18 protein-coding genes are annotated in these 20,445 nt (G+C 58.1%); 4 read left to right on the top strand and 14 right to left on the bottom strand.

Annotation, left to right across the window (positions count from 1 at the left end; all coding sequences use genetic code 11):
* Positions 1–82: 82 nt before the first annotated feature.
* Positions 83–2,041: an acetate--CoA ligase gene (gene acs, locus ACOTXR_RS16405; RefSeq protein WP_421767056.1), complete on the bottom strand. Its 1,959-nt coding sequence runs from the start codon at positions 2,039–2,041 to the stop codon at positions 83–85.
* A gap of 423 nt (positions 2,042–2,464) precedes the next feature.
* Between acs and gltP the strand changes: the two genes are divergently transcribed.
* Positions 2,465–3,778 carry a glutamate/aspartate:proton symporter GltP gene (gene gltP, locus ACOTXR_RS16400; protein WP_058690667.1) on the top strand — a complete coding sequence of 438 codons (1,314 nt, stop codon included), beginning with the start codon at positions 2,465–2,467 and terminating at the stop codon, positions 3,776–3,778.
* Between the two features lie 80 nt (positions 3,779–3,858).
* On the opposite strand, the gene ACOTXR_RS16395 is transcribed toward gltP, so the two are convergent.
* Positions 3,859–4,533, bottom strand: a complete 675-nt coding sequence (locus tag ACOTXR_RS16395; RefSeq protein ID WP_023331811.1) for a tetratricopeptide repeat protein — start codon at positions 4,531–4,533, stop codon at positions 3,859–3,861.
* A gap of 106 nt (positions 4,534–4,639) precedes the next feature.
* A complete protein-coding gene (gene fdhF, locus ACOTXR_RS16390) occupies positions 4,640–6,787 on the bottom strand; it encodes a formate dehydrogenase subunit alpha (RefSeq protein ID WP_078309985.1) in 2,148 nt (715 codons plus the stop codon).
* A 257-nt stretch (positions 6,788–7,044) separates the two neighbouring features.
* Between fdhF and ACOTXR_RS16385 the strand changes: the two genes are divergently transcribed.
* Positions 7,045–7,776, top strand: a complete 732-nt coding sequence (locus ACOTXR_RS16385; protein WP_047343371.1) for a response regulator — start codon at positions 7,045–7,047, stop codon at positions 7,774–7,776.
* Here the strand turns inward: ACOTXR_RS16385 and ACOTXR_RS16380 are convergent.
* From ACOTXR_RS16380 to ACOTXR_RS16355, 6 genes are read right to left on the bottom strand one after another with little or no spacing between them, the layout of a single operon-like run.
* Positions 7,773–8,777: a carbohydrate kinase family protein gene (locus ACOTXR_RS16380; RefSeq protein WP_058690666.1), complete on the bottom strand. Its 1,005-nt coding sequence runs from the start codon at positions 8,775–8,777 to the stop codon at positions 7,773–7,775. The two genes, ACOTXR_RS16385 and ACOTXR_RS16380, sit on opposite strands and share 4 nt — an antisense overlap.
* Positions 8,777–9,637 carry a ketose 1,6-bisphosphate aldolase gene (locus ACOTXR_RS16375; protein WP_058690665.1) on the bottom strand — a complete coding sequence of 287 codons (861 nt, stop codon included), beginning with the start codon at positions 9,635–9,637 and terminating at the stop codon, positions 8,777–8,779. The genes ACOTXR_RS16380 and ACOTXR_RS16375 overlap by 1 nt, the downstream gene beginning before the upstream one ends.
* A 10-nt stretch (positions 9,638–9,647) precedes the next feature.
* Positions 9,648–10,334, bottom strand: a complete 687-nt coding sequence (locus ACOTXR_RS16370; protein ID WP_058690664.1) for a D-lyxose/D-mannose family sugar isomerase — start codon at positions 10,332–10,334, stop codon at positions 9,648–9,650.
* A 49-nt stretch (positions 10,335–10,383) separates the two neighbouring features.
* Positions 10,384–11,325, bottom strand: a complete 942-nt coding sequence (locus ACOTXR_RS16365; RefSeq protein ID WP_014882170.1) for an ABC transporter substrate-binding protein — start codon at positions 11,323–11,325, stop codon at positions 10,384–10,386.
* A 32-nt stretch (positions 11,326–11,357) separates the two neighbouring features.
* On the bottom strand, positions 11,358–12,353 hold the full coding sequence (locus ACOTXR_RS16360) for an ABC transporter permease subunit (RefSeq protein WP_058690663.1): 996 nt from the start codon (positions 12,351–12,353) through the stop codon (positions 11,358–11,360).
* A gap of 2 nt (positions 12,354–12,355) precedes the next feature.
* Positions 12,356–13,870 (bottom strand): sugar ABC transporter ATP-binding protein, encoded by a 1,515-nt coding sequence (locus tag ACOTXR_RS16355; RefSeq protein WP_014882172.1) that lies wholly within the window; start codon positions 13,868–13,870, stop codon positions 12,356–12,358.
* A 181-nt stretch (positions 13,871–14,051) separates the two neighbouring features.
* On the opposite strand from ACOTXR_RS16355, the gene ACOTXR_RS16350 reads away from it, so the two are divergent.
* Together ACOTXR_RS16350 and yjdP are read left to right on the top strand one after the other, a co-directional pair.
* The gene (locus ACOTXR_RS16350) at positions 14,052–16,331 is read left to right on the top strand and encodes a hybrid sensor histidine kinase/response regulator (protein WP_078309982.1); all 2,280 of its coding nucleotides are present in this window, start codon (positions 14,052–14,054) and stop codon (positions 16,329–16,331) included.
* A 69-nt stretch (positions 16,332–16,400) separates the two neighbouring features.
* Positions 16,401–16,724 carry a DDRRRQL repeat protein YjdP gene (gene yjdP / locus ACOTXR_RS16345; RefSeq protein ID WP_045135401.1) on the top strand — a complete coding sequence of 108 codons (324 nt, stop codon included), beginning with the start codon at positions 16,401–16,403 and terminating at the stop codon, positions 16,722–16,724.
* An 82-nt stretch (positions 16,725–16,806) separates the two neighbouring features.
* On the opposite strand, the gene phnP is transcribed toward yjdP, so the two are convergent.
* Genes phnP through phnL form a run of 5 tightly spaced genes read right to left on the bottom strand, consistent with a single transcriptional unit; the run spans position 16,807 to position 20,363 of the window.
* On the bottom strand, positions 16,807–17,565 hold the full coding sequence (phnP, locus tag ACOTXR_RS16340) for a phosphonate metabolism protein PhnP (RefSeq protein ID WP_058690661.1): 759 nt from the start codon (positions 17,563–17,565) through the stop codon (positions 16,807–16,809).
* 9 nt (positions 17,566–17,574) lie between these two features.
* Entirely contained in the window at positions 17,575–18,009 is a 435-nt protein-coding gene (gene phnO, locus ACOTXR_RS16335) for an aminoalkylphosphonate N-acetyltransferase (protein WP_058690660.1), read from the bottom strand.
* Entirely contained in the window at positions 18,002–18,553 is a 552-nt protein-coding gene (gene phnN / locus ACOTXR_RS16330) for a ribose 1,5-bisphosphokinase (RefSeq protein WP_032637724.1), read from the bottom strand. Before phnN ends, phnO begins: the two co-directional genes overlap by 8 nt.
* Positions 18,550–19,686 (bottom strand): alpha-D-ribose 1-methylphosphonate 5-triphosphate diphosphatase, encoded by a 1,137-nt coding sequence (gene phnM, locus ACOTXR_RS16325; RefSeq protein ID WP_045268834.1) that lies wholly within the window; start codon positions 19,684–19,686, stop codon positions 18,550–18,552. The genes phnN and phnM overlap by 4 nt, the downstream gene beginning before the upstream one ends.
* Positions 19,683–20,363 (bottom strand): phosphonate C-P lyase system protein PhnL, encoded by a 681-nt coding sequence (gene phnL, locus ACOTXR_RS16320; RefSeq protein WP_058690659.1) that lies wholly within the window; start codon positions 20,361–20,363, stop codon positions 19,683–19,685. Before phnL ends, phnM begins: the two co-directional genes overlap by 4 nt.
* Positions 20,364–20,445 lie beyond the last annotated feature (82 nt).

Raw genomic sequence — 20,445 nt, 5'->3', positions numbered from 1 at the left:
CCCCCCCCCCCCCCCCCCCCCCAGGAAGGTGCGGTCTGATGCCCTCACCCCGGCCCTCTCCCACGGGGAGAGGGAGAAAAAACTAGGAAGGCATTGCGATGGACTGCTTCTCTTCGAGCAGTTTTTCCACCACGCCAGGATCCGCGAGCGTTGAGGTATCACCGAGGTTGCTGGTATCCCCCGCCGCGATTTTGCGCAGGATACGGCGCATAATCTTGCCGGAGCGGGTTTTCGGCAGCGAGTCGGTCCAGTGCAGCACGTCCGGCGTAGCAAGCGGGCCGATCTCCTTACGTACCCAGTTGCGCACCTCGGCGTACAGCTCGGGTGACGGCTCCTCGCCGTGGTTTAGCGTGACGTAAGCGTAAATCGCCTGGCCTTTGATGTTGTGCGGGATCCCGACAACGGCGGCTTCAGCAATTTTCGGATGCGACACCAGCGCCGATTCAATTTCAGCCGTCCCCAGACGGTGGCCAGAAACGTTGAGCACGTCATCCACGCGACCGGTGATCCAGTAATAACCGTCTTCATCACGGCGCGCGCCGTCGCCGCTGAAGTACATGTTTTTAAAGGTCGAGAAATAGGTCTGCTCAAAGCGTTCGTGGTCGCCGAACAGGGTACGCGCCTGGCCTGGCCACGAGTCGACGATCACCAGGTTGCCTTCGGTGGCCCCGTCCAGCGGGTTGCCCTCGTTATCCACCAGCGCAGGCTGTACGCCGAAGAATGGGCGCGTGGCAGAACCGGCCTTCAGCTGTGTGGCGCCAGGCATAGGGGTGATCATGAAGCCGCCGGTTTCGGTCTGCCACCAGGTGTCCATCACCGGGCATTTTTCATTGCCGATTTTCTTCCAGTACCACTCCCAGGCTTCGGGGTTAATGGGTTCACCCACGGAACCGAGGATGCGCAACGAAGAGCGGTCAGTGCCTTCGATGGCCTTATCGCCTTCCGCCATTAACGCGCGGATCGCCGTTGGCGCGGTGTAGAGAATGTTGACCTGGTGCTTGTCGACTACCTGACACATACGCGCCGGGGTCGGCCAGTTTGGCACGCCCTCAAACATCAGCGTGGTGGCACCGCAGGCCAGCGGGCCGTAGAGCAGGTAGCTATGCCCGGTCACCCAGCCCACGTCGGCGGTACACCAGTAGATGTCGCCCGGGTGGTAGTCGAAAACATATTTAAAGGTCGTGGCCGCATAAACCAGATAACCGCCGGTGGTGTGCAGCACGCCTTTCGGTTTACCGGTTGAACCGGAGGTGTAAAGAATGAACAGCGGATCTTCAGCATTCATCTCTTCCGGCTGATGCTGGTCACTCGCTTTCTCGATCAGGTCACTCCACCACAGGTCACGTCCCTCGTTCCAGTCGATCTTACCGCCGGTACGCTTCAGCACGATAACGTTACTGACCGTTTTGACATTCGGGTTTTTCAGCGCTTCATCGACGTTTTTCTTCAGCGGGATACCGCGTCCGGCGCGCACGCCTTCATCGGCGGTGATCACCAGTTTTGAACTGGAATCGACAATACGGCCTGCAACGGCTTCCGGCGAGAACCCGCCGAAGATAACCGAGTGAATTGCGCCGATACGCGCGCAGGCCAGCATAGCAACCGCGGCTTCCGGCACCATTGGCATATAGATAGCCACCACATCGCCCTTTTTAATGCCTTTTTCCAGCAGGACGTTGGCGAAACGGCAGACGTCGCGATGCAGTTCTTTATAGGTAATGTGTTTGCTCTGTGAGGCATCGTCGCCTTCCCAGATGATGGCGGTTTCATTCCCGCGTTCGGCAAGATGACGATCCAGGCAGTTCGCCGCCAGGTTCAGCGTGCCATCTTCATACCATTTGATGGAGACGTTGCTGGGCGCAAAGGAGGTGTTTTTCACCTTCTGATAAGGTTTGATCCAGTCAAGGATGTGTCCCTGCTCGCCCCAGAAGGCGTCAGGGTGGGAAACTGATTGCTGATATTTCTCGTGGTACTGCTCCGGGGTGATCAGGCAACGGTCCGCAATGTTTGCGGGAATGTCGTGTTTATGTATTTGGCTCATGGCTTTTTTTCTCCTTGTAAGATGTTAATAATATGTCGCAAAAACGTTAATAGTAGGGGCTTTACAAGCTTTGTTTATTATTTGGGCTACAGATCACGCATTGTTTGAAGAGGTTGAAAAACGAGCGAATGAAACTTTGAAGGGAAATAATTCAGCCTGACGATTATTCGCATTTAGATTTAAAAAAGCGTTTTTATAACAAATGGTTATTTATCAGGATAATGACAAACTCGCGTTATACCGTCATTTTCCAGTGAAATGCGTCGTTCTTTAAGGCTTGCGCAACAGGTCGCGCAAATGATACTCATACGCCGCGTTAAAAAATCCCATAAACCAACGCAACACAATTCATACCCTTTCAGTATGTCTCCATATTCATGCAGTTTTGCTGGTGCGGAGATTTCATTGAGGAAGTCAGTTTCTATGAAAAACGTTAAAGTCAGCCTGGCCTGGCAGATCTTGCTAGCCCTTGTGCTGGGCATCTTGCTGGGCAGTTATCTCCACTATCATAGCGACAGCCGCGAATGGCTGATTGCCAACCTGCTCTCCCCGGCGGGCGATATCTTTATTCATTTGATCAAGATGATCGTGGTGCCGATTGTGATCTCGACGCTGGTGGTCGGCATTGCCGGGGTCGGTGACGCGAAACAGTTAGGCCGTATCGGTGCGAAAACCATTCTCTATTTCGAAGTGATCACTACGGTTGCGATTATTCTGGGGATTACCCTGGCAAACGTGTTCCAGCCAGGTTCCGGGATCGATATGTCGCAGCTGGCCACGGTGGATATTTCGAAATACCAAAGCACAACGGCGGAAGTGCAGAGCCATGCGCACGGCCTGATGGACACGATCCTTTCACTGGTGCCGACCAATATCGTGGCGTCGATGGCGAAAGGCGAGATGTTGCCGATCATCTTCTTCTCGGTGCTGTTTGGCCTGGGGCTCTCCTCGCTGCCTGCCACGCACCGTGAACCGCTGGTCACCGTCTTCCGCTCTATCTCCGAAACCATGTTCAAAGTGACCCACATGGTGATGCGCTACGCGCCGGTTGGGGTGTTCGCACTGATTGCGGTGACCGTGGCAAACTTCGGCTTTGCCTCCCTGTGGCCGCTGGCGAAGCTGGTGATCCTGGTGCACTTCGCCATCCTGTTCTTTGCACTGGTGGTGCTGGGCATTGTGGCGCGCCTGTGCGGGCTGAGCATCTGGATCCTGATCCGTATCCTGAAAGATGAGTTGATTCTGGCGTACTCCACGGCAAGCTCTGAGAGCGTGCTGCCGCGCATTATTGAGAAGATGGAGGCTTACGGTGCGCCTGCCTCTATTACCAGCTTCGTGGTGCCGACCGGCTACTCTTTCAACCTGGACGGTTCAACGCTGTACCAGAGTATCGCCGCTATCTTTATTGCGCAGCTGTATGGCATTGACCTGTCGCTGTGGCAGGAGATCGTGCTGGTGCTGACCCTGATGGTGACGTCTAAAGGTATTGCAGGCGTACCGGGCGTTTCGTTCGTTGTGCTACTGGCGACGCTGGGCAGCGTGGGTATTCCGCTGGAAGGTCTGGCGTTTATCGCCGGTGTCGACCGTATCCTCGATATGGCGCGTACGGCGCTGAACGTGGTGGGGAATGCCCTGGCGGTGCTGGTTATCGCCAAGTGGGAACACAAATTCGACCGTAAAAAAGCGCTGGCGTATGAACGCGAGGTGCTGGGGCGTTTTGATAAGACGGCCGATCGGTAACATCTTATGCCCGGTGGCGCTGCGCTTACCGGGCCTACGGGTTTTGTAGGCCGGGTAAGGCGAAGCCGCCACCCGGCGCTTTACTCCCCGCTCAACGCATCAAACTCTTCACATCCCGTATCAAACCCTTCCGTACAGCTCAGGTTCAACCAGTAAAGCGCTTTCTGCTTATTCGGCGTGATAAACCCCTTCTCGCCCTGTCTGAACAGCATTCCCGCCCAGTACTCCGCATAGCCCGTTCGCGACAGGGTAGAACTTCGCTTGAACCACGACGCGGCCCGCACGTCATCCTGAGCCACCTCAACGCCGTTGGCATAGATCAGCCCCAGCAGCAGCTGCGCGTCTACCGCCGAATCGTTGTCGATATCTTCAGTCGCCGTTTGCAGGAGCTTAATGGCCTGGGGATAGTCGGTTTGACCGGCCTGAGTGTTGACCAGCACGCGTGCCAGCATGATCGCGCCGCGTTTGCTGCCTGCAATGTTTGCCTGCTGCGCCAGAGCCTTGGCCTGCGCGTAATCCCCCTGCGTAAAGTGAATTTGCGACAACAGCGCCATGGCATCGACATCGCCACCTTTTGCGGCTTTTTCGGCCCACCGCGCGGCCTGTGTGCGGTCCCCCGAGCTGAAGTAGGTATCAGCAAGATAATACTGGGCGCGGGCATCGCCCGCTTCCGCCTGCTTCAGATACTGGCTGCCTATCTCATCCGCGCAGGCGAACGAGGTTATAAAGAATAACAACAGAAAAATGGCTTTCATGGATTCTTATCTTCTGGGTACACGCCGCGCAGTATAATCGCGGTGGCGGAAATAAAAAAAGGGAGTGAATATATCACTCCCTTTGTTCATTAATTAATTACCCGCTTCAACCCATTGCGCTTTCACGCAGTCGGGCTTTCAGCTTGTTATATTCGTCAATCACATACTGTTCGGCAGCGTGTTGATCCGCAATGGGCTCCACGTTGACGGCACAATATTTATACTCCGGCGTTTTGGTTATCGGGCTTAAGTTCTCCGTCACCAGTTCGTTACAGGCACCAATCCACCACTGGTAGGTCATATAGACCGCCCCTTTGTTGGGACGATCGCTTACCTGCGCACGGGTGATGATTCGCCCTTTGCGCGAGTTCACCCATACCAGCGCCTCATCCTCAATACCCAGGCGTTCCGCGTCAGCAGTGTTGATCTGCGCGTAGCCGGGTTCATCTGCCAGCGCGGCCAGCGCGGCGCAGTTCCCGGTCATTGAGCGACAGGAGTAGTGGCCTACTTCGCGCACGGTGGAGAGCACCATCGGATACTCGTCGGTGAGTTTATCTATAGGTGCGACCCAGTCGCAGGTGAAGAACTGCGCCAGCCCGTTCGGGGTGTCGAACGTCTCTTTAAAGAGGTATGACGTCCCCTGGTCGGCTTCCGACTCATCGCGGCATGGCCACTGGATATACCCCAGCTCACCCATTTTTTCATAGGTGGCACCGTAGAAGTCCGGGCACAGATGCCGCAACTCGTCCCAGATCTCCTGAGTGTTGTTGTAGTGCATCGGGTAGCCCATACGGGTGGCGATTTCGCTGATGATCTGCCAGTCGGTTTTCAGATCCCACTTCGGTTCGACCGCTTTGAAGAAGCGCTGGAAACCGCGGTCAGCCGCCGTGTAGACGCCTTCATGCTCACCCCATGACGTCGACGGTAAAATCACATCCGCCGCCGCCGCGGTTTTGGTCATGAAGATGTCCTGGACAATCACCAGCTCCAGATCCTCAAACCCTTTACGTACCGCAGAGAGTTCGGCATCGGTCTGGAGCGGATCTTCACCCATGATGTAGGCCGCACGCACTTCACCGTGCGCCGCACGGTGCGGCAGCTCGCTGATGCGATAGCCGGTGTGTTCCGGCAGGCTTTCGACCCCCCAGGCTTTCGCGAATTTCTCGCGGTTTTCCGGGAATTTGACGTACTGATAGCCCGGATAGGTATCCGGCAGCGCGCCCATATCGCAGGCCCCCTGAACGTTATTCTGGCCGCGTACCGGGTTGACGCCGACGTGGGCCTTGCCCAGGTTACCCGTCAGCATGGCGAGGCTGGTCAACGAACGCACGGTTTCCACGCCCTGGTAGAACTGGGTCACGCCCATGCCCCACAGAATGGCGGCGGTTTTCGCCCCGGCGTACATGCGTGCGGCCTGGCGGATCTCCTGTGCGCTGACGCCGGTTATCGCTTCAACGGACTCTGGCGTATAGCCTTCGACAATTTTACGATACTCTTCAAACCCTTCCGTGCGGCTGGCCACAAACGCCTGGTCGTACAGATTCTCCTCAATAATGACGTGCCCCATCGCATTCAACAGCGCGATGTTCGAGCCGTTTTTCAATGCGATGTGCATATCTGCAATGCGCGCGGTTTCAATTTTGCGCGGATCGCAGACGATGATTTTCGCCCCGTTCTGTTTGGCGCGAATAACATGGTTCGCGACGATAGGGTGAGAATCCGCCGGGTTATAGCCGAAAATAAACACCAGATCGGTGTTGTCTATCTCGTTGATGGCATTACTCATTGCGCCGTTACCGACCGACTGGTGCAGACCTGCAACCGATGGGCCGTGTCAGACGCGAGCGCAGCAGTCGACGTTATTGGTTCCAATAACGGCGCGTGCGAATTTTTGCATCACATAGTTGGTTTCATTCCCAGTCCCGCGTGAGGAACCGGTCGTCTGAATCGCATCCGGGCCGTACTTGGCCTTGATGGCGCTGAGGCGCGTGGCGACGTAATCGAGCGCCTCGTTCCAGCTGACGGCTTCCAGCTTGCCACCGCGCTCGCGGCGGATCATAGGGGTTTTCAGGCGCGGGGTGAGGATTTGGGTATCATTGATAAAATCCCAGCCGTAATACCCTTTCAAACACAGCGTGCCCTGGTTGGTTTTCCCCTGTGCGGCCTCCGCCCGGACGATTTTGCCGTTATCGACCACCAGGTGGATCTTGCAACCTGAGGCACAATAAGGGCAAACCGTGACGACTTTTTTCATCAGTCTGCTCCAGTTAATCGAATCTTTCGCACCGACTAATGCAGCTTCTATGCCATGTTTTTAGTAGGGGTAATTGCGCGCTTTACGGCGTATTCCTGCCCACAACCCTGACGAAAAGCAGACCATCGTCAAAATTGACGTGTCGAATGGGCAGGGTATGTGACATGGGTTGAATTTCCGTCACGGAAAACGCCCTTTCACTGGAGCTGACGGCAGAATGGTTCAGACTTAACATAATCCCCTGACGGAAGCATATGATGAAACCGGCGATTCTGGTGGTTGATGACGATTTGGCAGTGTGCGAACTGCTGCAGGATGTGCTGAGTGAACACGTCTTTGACGTGCTTGTCTGCCATAACGGCCAGGATGTGCCGGGCCGGGTACAACAGACGCCGGAGATCGCCCTTGTCCTGCTGGATATGATGCTGCCGGATATCAATGGGTTACAGGTTTTGCTGCAGTTGCAAAAGCAGCGTCCGGCGCTACCGGTGATCATGTTAACCGGGTTGGGCAGTGAATCCGACGTGGTAGTGGGGCTGGAGATGGGAGCCGACGACTATATTGGCAAACCGTTTAATCCGCGCGTGGTGGTTGCCCGGGTTAAAGCGGTCCTGCGTCGGACCGGCGTGCTGGCCGCAGAAACGCCAATGCCACGCGTAGCGGGGATAACCTTCGACAACTGGACGCTGGATACCTCCCGATGTGAACTGATTGATCCGCAGCGTAACGTCGTGCCTTTGACCCAGGGGGAATATGGCCTGCTGCTGGCGCTTACGCAAAATGCCCGCCGGGTACTCAGCCGCGATCAACTGCTGGAACTCACCCACAGCGAAAGCACGGAGGTGTTTGACCGGACTATCGACGTGCTGATCATGCGTCTGCGCCGGAAAATCGAGGTCAACCCGCATCAGCCAGCCCTCATCAAAACCATTCGTGGGCTGGGCTACGTGTTTGCCACCGATGTTTCCCACAGTGAAAAAGCAGCCTAAGTCTTCTCTTTGATAAACAACTGCAGCTCGGCCAGCGTTTTCGCGCCGTCGATCGCGTTGGCGGCCAGCAGGCTTGCCCGTGCACAGGCGTGTGCCAGATAAATGCTCTCCGTGAGCGGCAGTGATTCATGACAACCGTATAAAAAACCCGCGCAAAACGCGTCGCCCGCGCCGACGCTGCCGACAATCTCTTTTTGCTCGAGTAACCATGAGGGGATCCATCGGCCTTGCTCACCCGGAGCTTCACCCCATGCGCCTTCCGGGCAGTGGATCACCACCCGCTGACGAACGCCTGCCGCCAGCAGCTGCGATGCGGCTTCGGCGATAAGGGCGATATTCAGCGCACCGTTGGCGTCGCGCATCTCCAGCCCGCTAAACTCACCGGCCTCCAGCTCGTTAATCACCAGATAATCGAGATGACGCAGGGCAGGGAGCACCAGCGGCTGGTAGCGCGGGTCGCCCTTGCGGGAAACCAGATCAAGCGAGGTTTCATACCCCTGGTCGCGCATTTGCGCCAGCAGCCGTGCGCTGCGAGTGCCAAATTCATCATCCGGCATGTCCAGGCTGTCGAGCAGCAGCAGGTAACCGAGATGGAAGATCTTCATTGAACCCTCCAGGCGATCGAAGGCGGGAAGATCCAGCAGGCGGTTCGCGCCCGGCGAGTGGAAAAAGGTGCGTTGTCCGCTGGGGTCGGTCATCACCTGAGACATCGAGGTCGGGGCGAAAGTGGTGCGCTGCACGCGCTGGCGGTTGACGTGATACTGATCGAGCATCGCCAGAACGTAATCTCCGTCACTGTCCTCCCCAACCAGCCCCACCGCCTGCAGCGGCAGGCCGACATGCATTTTCGCCAGCGTCAGCAGAACGTTAAGCGGCGCGCCGCCCGTGGAACGTTCGCTGTGGGTGATTTCCGCCAGCCAGCCGCGTTCAGGCCACTGCACGATCTGATGGACGTGATCGACCAGCATGTTGCCAGCGGCGATAATGCCTTTGCGTTCCATTATGCCTGCCCCGCGCTGCCGAAGATGCGCATCTGCCCGGCGACCGTATCGGTAATGGCCTCTTCTATGCCCAGTAGCAGCTCGGCAAACTCATCGTACAGCGGCTGGCGGTTCGCCATGCGTTGATCAACGGCGGCGAGTGCGGCCTGTGACATGCCGGTATAGAAATTGATTTTATGAATGCCCAGCTCGATGGCGCGGCGGAAGTCGGCATCGCTAATCCCGGAACCGCCATGCAGCACCAGCGGCAGGCCCGTCTGCTGGCGAATAGCGTCCAGGCGCGGGAAATCGAGCTTCGGCTCGCCCTTGTATTTGCCGTGCGCGTTGCCGATGGCGACGGCCAGCGCGTCGATGCCGGTTTTATCGACAAATTCCCGCGCCAGCTTCGGGTCAGTGAAGAACGCTTCATCCGCATGCCCGTACAGCGCGCCGCCTTCATCACCACCTACCGCGCCCAGCTCTGCCTCTACCGACACGCCCACTGCGTGGCACATTTTTACCACTTCCCGCGTCTGGCGAATGTTCTCGTCATAGCTCAGCGTCGAGCCGTCGAACATCACGGAGCTGAACCCCAGGCGCAGCGCACGCATGACCGCCTCGAAGTGCAGGCCATGGTCGAGATTCAGCACCACGGGAATGTCATGACGGGCGGCTTCGAACTTGACCGCTTCGACAAGTGAATCGAGCGAGACATACTTAAAATGCACTTCGGCGATGTTGATGATAAACGGTGAACGCTCCTGCTTTGCGGCGGCGAACAAGGCGCGCAGAAAATGGGAGTCGAGCACGTTGAACGCGCCCAGCGCGTAGCGGTGTTCCCTGGCGTGTGCCAGACCGTCGGCAAGAGAGATCAATGGCATCATTTACTCCTTATATCCGAAACAGGTTGTATTCGTTGCACAGCACCAGCACCGCCGGTTCGTCTTCTTCGATGTTGTTATAGCGGGCAATGGGCTGCAAAAAGTGGTTGTCGTGCTCATCGTCATTCACCGATGACACCTCGCCGACCAGCACGTCACCAAACCCGCGCTCGCCCCAGAAACTGTGGTAAAGACAGGGCGTCAGGCAGATGCTTTCCCCTGGTGTGAGGCGCAGCTGGCTGCCGGGAGCATGCGTTTGCCGACAGCCGTCTATCGTGACGGTGACGTCGGTGTTTTCTGGCTCTTCATGCGCCCCGGCATTCCATAACTCAATGATGAGGTTCCCGCCGCCCCGGTTGATGATGTCTTCCCGCTTACGCCAGTGAAAATGCATCGGCGTTACCTGGCCGTCGCGCACATGCATGATTTTTTCAGCATAGCCTTTTTCATAAGGCATCCCGTTCGGCGATCCGTTACGCAGGGTAAACAGCGTTAACCCCTGGGCGGCAAAGTTGTTGCCGCCGAATGCCGTCACGTCCCAGCCGAGCTTAAGGTCGAACACTTCCTGCCATGCGGCCTGGTCAAGCCGCTGCCATTTTGTGGGGGGAAAGCTGGCAAACGGCGGGAGATGCACGTCATGCATGGAAAAGAACTGCCGTGTGTGGCCGAGGATCGCATTGATGTCGGAGCGTTTCATGGGGACTCCTTGAAAACAGTTCCCTCTCCCTGTGGGAGAGGGAAAAGGATCATTTAACCGTCCAGCCCTTATAGGTACCGACGTTCTTTTTATCGATCATCGTCACCGGGATCAGCACCGGTTCTTTCGGTGCCGGTTTACCCTGGAGAATGTCGTAGCCGATCTCGACCGCTTTTGCCGCCATCACCTGCGGATCTTGTGCCGGGGTTGCCACAAACAGGGAGTTTTCCCGCTTCAGCGCTTCTTCACCATCCGGGCTGCCATCCACGCCCACAATGAAGAATTCATTGCGCTGCGCCTGTTTTGCCGCCAGATCGGCGCCGATCGCGGTAGGATCGTTAATCGCGAATACGCCGTCGATCTTCGGATTGGCCGCCAGAAGAGAGGTCATGACTTCCAGACCGCCTTCACGGCTGCCTTTGGCATTCTGGTTATCCGAGAGCACCTTGATATCCGGATGTTTTTTGAATTCCATCTGGCAACCTTCCACACGGTTTTGCACCGCTGAGACCGGTGGTCCGTTGATGATCACCACATTGCCTTTGCCTTTCAGGCGGTCGGTAATGTACTTACAGGCCATTTCGCCCGCCTGGGTGTTATTGGAGGTGATGGTCGCATCGGCACCTTCCGCCGCCACGTCAACCGCCACGACCACGATCCCGGCATCCTTCGCGCGTTTCACCGCCGGGCCGATCCCTTTGGAATCCGCGGCGTTGAGGATGATCATGTCCACTTTCGCGGCGATAAAGTTATCGATCTGCGCCACCTGCTGACCGAGATCGTAACCGCTGGAGACCAGCGTCACTTTGACGTTATCGCCCGCCAGCTTGCGCGCTTCCAGCTCGGCACCTTTGGTGATCTGCACAAAGAACGGGTTGGCCAGGTCACCCACCGTCACGCCGATGGACTTCAGATCTTTCGCCTGCGCAAACGGCGTTGCGGCAAGCAGCGCGCCAGCACAGAGCGCGGTCACTAACGGTTTTAAACGCATATTGTATTCCTCGAAGCTGTAGGGTTTTGTTGTTATGCACTTTGATGGTGTCGGGTACGGTATTTGTCGATCAGCACCGCAATGATGATCACCGCCCCTTTGATCACCAGTTGCCAGAAGTAGGAGACGCCCATCAGCGTCATGCCGTTGTTGAGGGTGGCGATAATCAATGCCCCCACCAGCGTGCCGGTGATCGTGCCGATCCCGCCGACGAAGCTGGTACCGCCGAGGATCACCGCCGCAATCGCATCCAGCTCATAGCCGGTACCGAGGTTGCCGTTGGCGCTGTAAAGGCGTGAGGCGCTCATCACGCCACCGAGGCCGGAGAGCAGCCCGCTCATGCCGTAGACAAACAGCAGTACCACCCAGACCTTGATGCCCGTCAGGCGCGCCGCCTGCATGTTGCCGCCCACGGCGTAGATGTGAACGCCCAGCGTAGTGCGGCGCAGGATAAACCAGCAGATAGCAATGACCGCCAAAGCAATGACCACCAGCCATGGCACGGGACCGAGGTAGTTATTGCCGATCCACTCGAAGTTGATATTCGAGTTGATCACCGTGGTGCCGTCTGCCAGCAGGTAGGCCGCGCCGCGCAGCGCCGTATAGGTACCGAGTGTGACGATAAACGGCGGTAGCCCGGCAAAGGCCACCAGCGCGCCGTTGAACAGCCCCAGCACCATGCCGAGCATCAGCGCCGCCGGAATAGAAAGTCCGGCGAATTCCGGGATCAGCGACACCACCATTGCCGCAACGGCGGTAGTACCGAGAATCGACCCCACGGAGAGGTCAATCCCACCGGTTAAGATGATGAAGGTCATCCCCGCAGCCAGCACGATGTTGATTGACGCCTGACGGGTGATGTTGAGCAGGTTGCTCTCGGTGAAGAAGTTAGGGGCGATAAAGCCAAATACCGCCACGATCAGAATTAAAATAGGTAAAATGCCGATCGTTTGCATCAGATCGCTCATCAGCATTTTTTTGGCGGAGGCGGATTTCGCCACCTGCTGCGGATGGGTTGGAGTTGTCATAATTACACCGCCTGATGATGTGTGTCGTCCACGCCGGTTGCCAGCGTCATGATGTTTTCCTGAGAGATATCGCGCCCGTGGAGTTCACCCGCAATGCTGCCTTCGCGCATCACGTACACCCGGTCACTCATGCCCACCACTTCCGGCAGTTCGCTGGAGATCATCAAAATCGCCACGCCCTTACGCGCCATCTGGTTCATGATGCGGTAGATCTCGCTTTTCGCGCCAACGTCCACGCCGCGGGTGGGTTCGTCCAGAATCAGAATGCGCGGGCCTATCGCCACCCAGCGCGAGATCAGCAGTTTTTGCTGATTACCGCCGGACAGTCCGCCCGCGCGTACCTGTGAATGGGGCACACGAATGTTGAGCAGGGCGATAGCGTCATCGGAAATGGACTGGGCTTTTTTGCGGTTCAGCATGCCGAAGGTGGCATCGCGTTCCAGCGTCGCCATCGTGATGTTCTCCTGCGCCGCCAGCTCCAGAAACAGCCCCTGCTCCTTACGGTTCTCGGTGAGAAAACCGATCCCGTTTTCAATGGCCGCGCGCGGGGAGTGGATCACCACCGGCTCGCCGTCCACCTCAATCATGCCGCCTGTGGCTTTGCGCACGCCGAAAATCAGCTGCGCCAGCTCGGAACGTCCGGCACCGACCAGCCCGGCCAGCCCGACGATTTCGCCGGAACGGACCTGTAAACTGCACGGCCGCACTTTTTTACCGTCGGTAAGGTGGTGGACGTTCAGGCGCGGGCTGCCGAGAGGGATATCGCGCTCTTTGTTGAACAGATCGCTTAAGGGGCGGCCCACCATCATTTTCACCAGCTCGGAGGCGTTGAGCTTGTCGCGCGTCAGGCTGCCGACGTACTGCCCGTCACGCAGAACGCTGACGCGGTCAGAGAGTTCATACACTTCCGCCATGCGGTGGCTGATATAGATAATCGCCATGCCTTCATCGCGCAGGCGCAGAATCAGTTCAAACAGACGGTGGGTTTCGCGGGAAGAGAGGGCGGCGGTGGGTTCGTCCATCACCAGAATGCGGCTGTTGCGGTGCAGCGCGCGGGCAATTTCCACCTGCTGCTGTTCGGCGATGGTCAGCTTCATCACCCGATCGGTGGCGCTGAACTGGGCGCCGAGGCGATCGATCACCGCCTGCGCCTGGGCGGCCATCTCTTTACGCTGAACCAGCCCGCCGCGCGACAGTTCGCTGCCGAGGAAAATATTTTCCGCCACGGTCAGATTGGGGGCGAGCTGCATCTCCTGGTAAATCAAGGTAATGCCTGCGGCCAGGGCATCTTTCGGCCCTTTGATGTGAAACGGCTGTCCGTCGATCAGGATCTCACCGCGGGTGGCAGTGTAGGCACCTGCGAGGATTTTCATCAGCGTGCTTTTGCCCGCGCCATTTTCGCCCATCAGCGCGTGGATCTCACCGGGGAAAACCGTCAAATCCACGCCCTTGAGCGCGTGGAAATTGCCAAAGGTTTTGGCTATGCCGCGCATCTCTAAAACCGGGGTTCTGCTCATGGCGGATCTCCTGTGAATGTCGATATCTGCACTTCATCACAGGTGCGTAAATGCAAAATGTCAGAAGCTGTTCATATTTGTCATAGTTATGAATAGCTAACCGCCGTCACATTTCTCTTTTCCCTCTCCCCGTGGGGGAGGGCCAGGGTGAGGGCATCAGACCGCTAAGGAGCCTAAAGAGATGTCATCACGCCCCCCGTTTTTTACCAGTGCCCGTGGCCGCCTGCTGATGTTCAATCTGCTGGTTGTTGCGGTCACGCTGATGGTCAGCGGCGTGGCGGTGCTTGGCTTCCGTCATGCCAGCCAGATCCAGGAGCAGGTGCAGCAGCAAACGCTGGATGACATGACCGGCAGCATGAACCTCGCTCGCGATACGGCTAACGTGGCCACGGCGGCGGTGCGGCTGTCGCAGGTAGTCGGATCGCTGGAGTACAAAGGTGAGGCGGAGCGGTTAAAGCAGACGCAAACGGCATTGCGCCGCTCGCTGGAGCAGCTGGCCGATGCGCCGCTGGCGCAGCAGGAGCCGGCGCTGGTGGCGCGGATTATTCAGAGAAGCAATGAATTACAGCAAGGCGTGACGGGGATGCTGGAGCGCGGGCAGCGACGCCATCTGGAGCGTAACGCGCTGCTCAGTTCGCTCTACCAGAGCCAGAGTTACCTGCGTCATCTGCAGGACATCAACCGCCGTACTGGCAGCGATGTTCCGGATGCGCAGCTGCTGATGGAAATGGACAGGCTGATCGCCGCCGCCATCGAAACCCCTTCACCACGCGCCACGATACAGCAGCTGGATACGGTGACGGCGATGTTGCCCCAGCGCGCGACGCAGCCTGCGGTCAACGTTGTGCTGCCCGACTTTAACGCCGAGCTGCGTAAGCTTGCCCCGCTGTCGACGCAGCTGGCAGAGAGCGATCTGGCAATAAGCTGGTATATGTTCCACATCAAGGCGCTGGTGGCGATACTGAATAGCGATATCAATCAGTACGTTGAACATGTCGCGCAAGCCTCCCGGCTTCGCACGGCCCAGAGCCATCACGAGCTGCAATCCATTAGCGTTTTTATCAGTATTTTCGCCGTGCTGGCGCTGATCATCACCGGGTGCGCCTGCTGGTATATTTACCGTAACCTGGCCTCCAACCTGACGGCTATCTCCCGGGCCATGTCGCGCCTTGCCCGTGGCGAACAGGATGTTTCGGTGCCCGCATTGCAGCGGCGGGACGAGCTGGGCGAGCTGGCGCGCGCGTTTAACGTTTTTGCCCGCAACACTGCTTCGCTTGAGCACACGACGCGTCTGCTGAAAGAGAAAACGACGCAGATGGAGATCGACCGCATTGAGCGTCAGGGACTGGAAGAAGCGTTGCTCCACAGCCAGAAGATGAAGGCTGTCGGACAGCTGACCGGCGGGCTGGCGCATGATTTTAATAATCTTCTGGCGGTGATCATCGGCAGTCTTGAGCTGACCGACCCCGAATCAAAAGACGCGCCGCGTATCACCCGGGCGCTGAAGGCGGCCGAACGCGGCGCCATGCTGACCCAGCGCCTGCTGGCATTTTCCCGCAAGCAATCCCTGACGCCGCATACCGTTGAGATGAAACCGCTGCTGGAGAACCTGCGGGAACTGATGCGCCACTCCTTGCCTGTCACCCTGACTCTGGAGGTTGAAGCGCAAACCCCGGCATGGTCCGCATGGATAGACGTCGGCCAGCTGGAAAACGCGATTATCAATCTGGTGATGAACGCCCGCGATGCGATGGAAGGGCAAAGCGGCGTCATTAAAATTCGTACATGGAACCAGCGCGTGACCCGCAGCGACGGCCGCAGGCAGGATATGGTGGCGCTGGAGGTCATTGACCATGGTAGCGGTATGGCGCAGGAGGTGAAATCCCGGGTCTTTGAACCGTTCTTTACCACCAAACAGACCGGAAGTGGCAGCGGATTAGGGTTGTCGATGGTGTACGGTTTTGTGCGTCAGTCCGGGGGACGCGTGGAGATTGAAAGCGCGCCGGGGCAGGGCACCACCGTTCGGCTCCATCTGCCGCGCTCGACGTTTTCCACCGTGTCTGAAAGTGAGACGCTCCCGGCGACCACCTCCCCGGATAGCGAGCGGCTGGTGCTGGTACTGGAAGATGAGGCGGATGTCCGCCAGACCCTGTGCGAGCAACTGCATCAGCTAGGCTACCTGACGCTCGAAGCGGAGAATGGCGAGCAGGCCCTGAGCATGCTGGAGGCATCACCGGATATTGGCATGTTTATCAGCGACCTGATGCTGCCCGGAAGCCTCAGCGGAGCGGAGGTCATTAACCATGTGCGCAGTCATTATCCGCAGCTTCCGGTGCTGCTGATCAGCGGCCAGGATTTGCGGCCTACGCATAACCCTCAGCTGCCGGACGTTCAGCTACTGCGTAAGCCGTTTACCCGCGTACAGCTGGCACAGGCGCTGCGTAAGGTGATGGTAATTTGAGATTCCTCCGCTACTCCGGCACAGTCCCGTTGATTACCTTAACGCCAGTCCACCTGTGAGTCTGGCCTTATGAAACGTTACTTTTCCGCTCTGATATTGGGTCTGCTGTCACTCACCAGCCAGCTGGCCCACGCCGACGTGATTGATGATGCCATTGGCAACATTCAGCAGGCGATCAACGATGCTTATAACCCCGACAGCAGCCGTAATGACGACGATGACGATCGCTACGATCGCAGCCGTCAAAGCGACAGCCGTCAGTACGACGATCGCCGTCGGCAGCTCGAAGACAGACGCCGCCGTTTAGACGAGCGTCAGCGTCAGTTAGATGACGACAGGCGTCGACTGGAAGAGGATGAACGGCGGTTAGAAGACGATTACGATCGCGGCTAAAGCCTGGTGGCGCTTCGCTTACGCAGGCCTACAAAACCCTGGCCCGTAGGCCGGGTAAGGCGCAGCCGCCATCCGGCAAAACTCAGTCGAGTACCAGCACCATGCCGTCATACCCCGCTTCGATACCGTCCGGCAGCGGGTTGTTCATCATCCACACGTCAAACTGATGGCTGATGTGCGTGAGGATCACCTGCGGACAGCCAATCACCTCGTTTAACGCAACCACGGTGTTCAAATCACAATGGTTGCGCGGCGGCTCGTCACGCGGTTCATGACTGCAGTCGATGATTATCGCCTGCGGCTGATTGTTGAGCAGAAACTTCACCGTTTTTTCCGGTAATCCCGCCGTGTCTGAAAGCCACGCCACGCGGCTGTGGGCGGATTCCAGCAGATAGCCAAACGTCAGCTTCGAATGGTTGAGGGGCAGCGGCGTCACCCGCAGTCCCTGTAGCTCAAACACCACAAACGGTTCGACCGTATGACTGAAATCCAGGATCCCCGGATGTTTGAACAGGTCGTCACACCCCGCGTCGTCCGGTGGGCCGTAGACCGGAATCGTTGCACCCACGCCCCAGCGCAGGGGAAACAGCCCCTGAACGTGATCCATATGATAGTGAGTGAGTAAAAACTGCTGAAAACTGCCCGCGGGCCAGTCCTCCATCAGGTGTGGAATACCGGCGTCCAGCAACGTGACCGCATCGTTGTATTTGACCACCGCACTGCAGGGACGACGGCGATAATTTTCCTGCAAACGCGCGCGTCTACACGCCGCGCAGTCGCAGCCAAAGACGGGCACCAGCTGGGCACCGCCGGTGCCGGTTAACGTTATCGTCAGACTCATCACTCACCTCTACAGCGGTTTGGTGAAGCGGAAATGGCTCTGCGTATACCCTTCACGAAGATAGAAACGGTGGGCGTCCACGCGCTTCACGCTGGTGGAAAGTTCTGTCAACTCCGCGCCAGCCTGTCGTGCAACGTCCTCTGCCCAGGCGAGCAACTGGCTACCCACCTTTAACCCGCGCGCTTGCGGCATTACCACCAGCTCCTGGATCTCGCCGATCCAGCGGGCGTGATGGAGGTGAAACTGCATGTGCAGACCGATCATACCGATGACTTCCCCGTCCAGCTTGGCAAGCTGGTAGCGCATATTGTGATCCTGCAGATTAGCCAGATAGCCGGCATGAAACGCCTGGTGATCGAACTCTGCTTGCTTAAGTTCGCAGATGAGGGCGTACACGCTCTGCGCATCATCAGCAGTGGCGGGGCGAAGCTGGCAGTCAGGCATGCTGTTTCTCCTTCTGACGGATAAGGGATAAAAAGATCTCGACTGACTGTAGCAAACTTCCGTCGTTATTGAGGACATGGCAGCCTGAAGGGGTGTAGCGCGCCGCGCGCGCCAGCCGCTGGTCAATCTCACGCGCGTTTTCGCGCCCCCGGTTTTGCAGCCTGCTGCGCAGAACGTCCGGGGAAACCTGCAGGCAGATCGGCAGCAGGGCCGCTTCATATCGGGCTTTTGCCTGCGGCAGATGGGCGCGTGAGCCGTTGACCAGCACATCAAAACCCGCGTGCAGCCAGAGGTCGATCTCAATGCCGACGCCATAGTAGAAACCGTTAGCGTGCCAGCTCAGTGCCAGCAGGTTTTGCCCGGCGCGGGTGAAAAACTCCTGCTCGCTCAGGGCGATATGGTTTTCACTTCCGGCGTTCGCCGCGCGGGTAATATAGCGGTGCGCCACCAGCAGCTGTGAATGTTCCCGCTGCCGCAGGGCAGACAGCAGGCTGTCCTTACCGGAGCCGGACGGCCCCATCAACCAGATAAGTCTTCCCATCAGAACACCCTTTTTCCCTGACGCCAGACGTGGTCGATATGAATATGCTCGCCTTTGCGGTGGGCCAGCACCAGATCTGCCCGTTTTCCTTCGGCAATCTCACCGCGATCCTGAAGATTGAGTGCGGCGGCCGGGTTTTTGGTCACCAGGCGAATGGCCTGCGGCAGCGTAAAACGGTTCTCCTCATCGTCCGCGACCCGGAATGCCGCATCCAGCAGGCTGGCGGGGTAGTAGTCAGACGAGAGGATATCCAGCAGGCCGAGAGAGGCGAGCTTGCTTGCCGCCACGTTGCCGGAGTGCGAGCCGCCGCGCACGATATTCGGTGCGCCCATCAGTACGTTCATCCCGTGCTGACGCGACGCCTCTGCGGCTTCGAACGTAGTGGGAAATTCGGCGATCACGCTACCAAGCTGGTGGGATACACGCACATGATCGTGCGTGGCATCGTCATGGCTTGCCAGCGCAATATTGCGGTCACGGCACATTGCGGCAATCCTGAGACGGTTCGGCTGCGACCACTGTGCCGCAAGCGCCAGCTGTTCTTCTTCGTAGCGCGCCATCTCGGCATCGTTGAGCGAGTATTTGCCCTGATAGTATTCACGATACTTCTCAATATTGGCGAACTGACGCTGCCCCGGCGAGTGGTCCATCAGGGAGACCAGCGAGACAGGCTCGCGGCCCACCAGTTTTTCAAACAGCGGCAGGGTGGTGTGGTGCGGCAGCTCGCAGCGCAGGTGCAAACGGTGCTCGGCGCGGTTGAGGCCACGCTTTTGCGTCTCTTCCACGGCGTTAATCATCTTCTCCAGGTTTTCAAGCCTGTCGCCGCCGTCGCGCACGTCGCCAATCGCCACCGCGTCGAGCACGGTGGTAATACCGCTGGCGACCATCAGCGCGTCGTGGCTGCTCATCGCCGAATGGGCGGGCCAGTCCACCTTTGGGCGTGGGGTGAAGAATTTGTCCAGATTGTCGGTGTGCAGCTCAATGAGCCCCGGCAGCAGCCAGCCACCTTCGCCGTCCATCGCGTCAGGCGCGCGGCTCCGGGTTTCGGCAAACGCGCGGATGACGCCGTCCTGGATTTCAACCGAGCCATCCACGACCTCGTTTTCCAGCACCAGCCTGACGTTATTGATAATCATACGTTTGTCCCCATCGGGTGCAGTCTGTCCGCTACGCGCTCGCGCACGGCTTCATCGTGGAAGATCCCGACGATCGCCGCGCCGCGCGCTTTGGCCTGTTCGATCAGTTCCATCACCGCTGCGCTGTTTTTGCTGTCGAGCGAAGCGGTGGGTTCATCCAGGAGTAAAATCGGGTAGTCGACAATAAAGCCGCGTGCGATGTTGACCCGCTGCTGCTCGCCACCGGAAAAGGTCGATGGGGCAAGGTGCCACAGACGCTCCGGCACGTTGAGGCGTGTCAGCAGGCTGGCGGCTTTGGCGGCACAGGTGTCACGCGGGACGCCGAGATCCAGCAGTGGCTGCATCACCACGTCCAGAGCGGAGATCCGCGGGATCACCCGCAGAAACTGGCTGACCCAGCCGATCGTCGAACGGCGCACTTCAAGTACCTTACGCGCGGGTGCCTGCACCAGATCCACCCACTCGTTGTTGTGGCGAATATGAATGTGGCCTTCGTCTGGCTGATAGTTGGCGTACAGGGAGCGCAGCAGGGTGGATTTTCCACTGCCGGAGTGGCCGTGCAGCACGACGCATTCGCTGTTGCCGACTTCTAACGACGCGTTTTGCAGGACGGGCAGCCGCACGCCGTTTTGCTGGTGGAGCACAAAGGTTTTACTGACGTTTTGTACGTGGATCATGTTGGCCTCGTGATTCGTTTTGCCGGGTGGCGGCTTCGCCTTACCCGGCCTACAGGTGCGGTGTTCGTAGGCCGGGTAAGCG

Source organism: Enterobacter cloacae complex sp. IR53030, from assembly GCF_049238365.1.
In the GTDB taxonomy this organism is placed as follows: domain Bacteria; phylum Pseudomonadota; class Gammaproteobacteria; order Enterobacterales; family Enterobacteriaceae; genus Enterobacter; species Enterobacter kobei.
Note: the sequence above shows the minus strand (reverse complement) of the source record. Positions and strands in the feature narration are given on the sequence as shown.

Coding starts and splice junctions, on each gene's coding strand:
- ACOTXR_RS16385 (WP_047343371.1), top strand. CDS start 7,045: ATGAAACCGGCGATTCTGGTGGTTGATGACGATTTGGCAGTGTGCGAA.
- phnO (WP_058690660.1), bottom strand. CDS start 18,009: ATGCCTGACTGCCAGCTTCGCCCCGCCACTGCTGATGATGCGCAGAGC.
- ACOTXR_RS16355 (WP_014882172.1), bottom strand. CDS start 13,870: ATGAGCAGAACCCCGGTTTTAGAGATGCGCGGCATAGCCAAAACCTTT.
- yjdP (WP_045135401.1), top strand. CDS start 16,401: ATGAAACGTTACTTTTCCGCTCTGATATTGGGTCTGCTGTCACTCACC.
- ACOTXR_RS16380 (WP_058690666.1), bottom strand. CDS start 8,777: ATGGAACGCAAAGGCATTATCGCCGCTGGCAACATGCTGGTCGATCAC.
- phnL (WP_058690659.1), bottom strand. CDS start 20,363: ATGATCCACGTACAAAACGTCAGTAAAACCTTTGTGCTCCACCAGCAA.
- ACOTXR_RS16395 (WP_023331811.1), bottom strand. CDS start 4,533: ATGAAAGCCATTTTTCTGTTGTTATTCTTTATAACCTCGTTCGCCTGC.
- gltP (WP_058690667.1), top strand. CDS start 2,465: ATGAAAAACGTTAAAGTCAGCCTGGCCTGGCAGATCTTGCTAGCCCTT.
- ACOTXR_RS16350 (WP_078309982.1), top strand. CDS start 14,052: ATGTCATCACGCCCCCCGTTTTTTACCAGTGCCCGTGGCCGCCTGCTG.
- ACOTXR_RS16365 (WP_014882170.1), bottom strand. CDS start 11,325: ATGCGTTTAAAACCGTTAGTGACCGCGCTCTGTGCTGGCGCGCTGCTT.
- phnP (WP_058690661.1), bottom strand. CDS start 17,565: ATGAGTCTGACGATAACGTTAACCGGCACCGGCGGTGCCCAGCTGGTG.
- ACOTXR_RS16370 (WP_058690664.1), bottom strand. CDS start 10,334: ATGAAACGCTCCGACATCAATGCGATCCTCGGCCACACACGGCAGTTC.
- ACOTXR_RS16360 (WP_058690663.1), bottom strand. CDS start 12,353: ATGACAACTCCAACCCATCCGCAGCAGGTGGCGAAATCCGCCTCCGCC.
- ACOTXR_RS16375 (WP_058690665.1), bottom strand. CDS start 9,637: ATGCCATTGATCTCTCTTGCCGACGGTCTGGCACACGCCAGGGAACAC.
- phnM (WP_045268834.1), bottom strand. CDS start 19,686: ATGATTATCAATAACGTCAGGCTGGTGCTGGAAAACGAGGTCGTGGAT.
- acs (WP_421767056.1), bottom strand. CDS start 2,041: ATGAGCCAAATACATAAACACGACATTCCCGCAAACATTGCGGACCGT.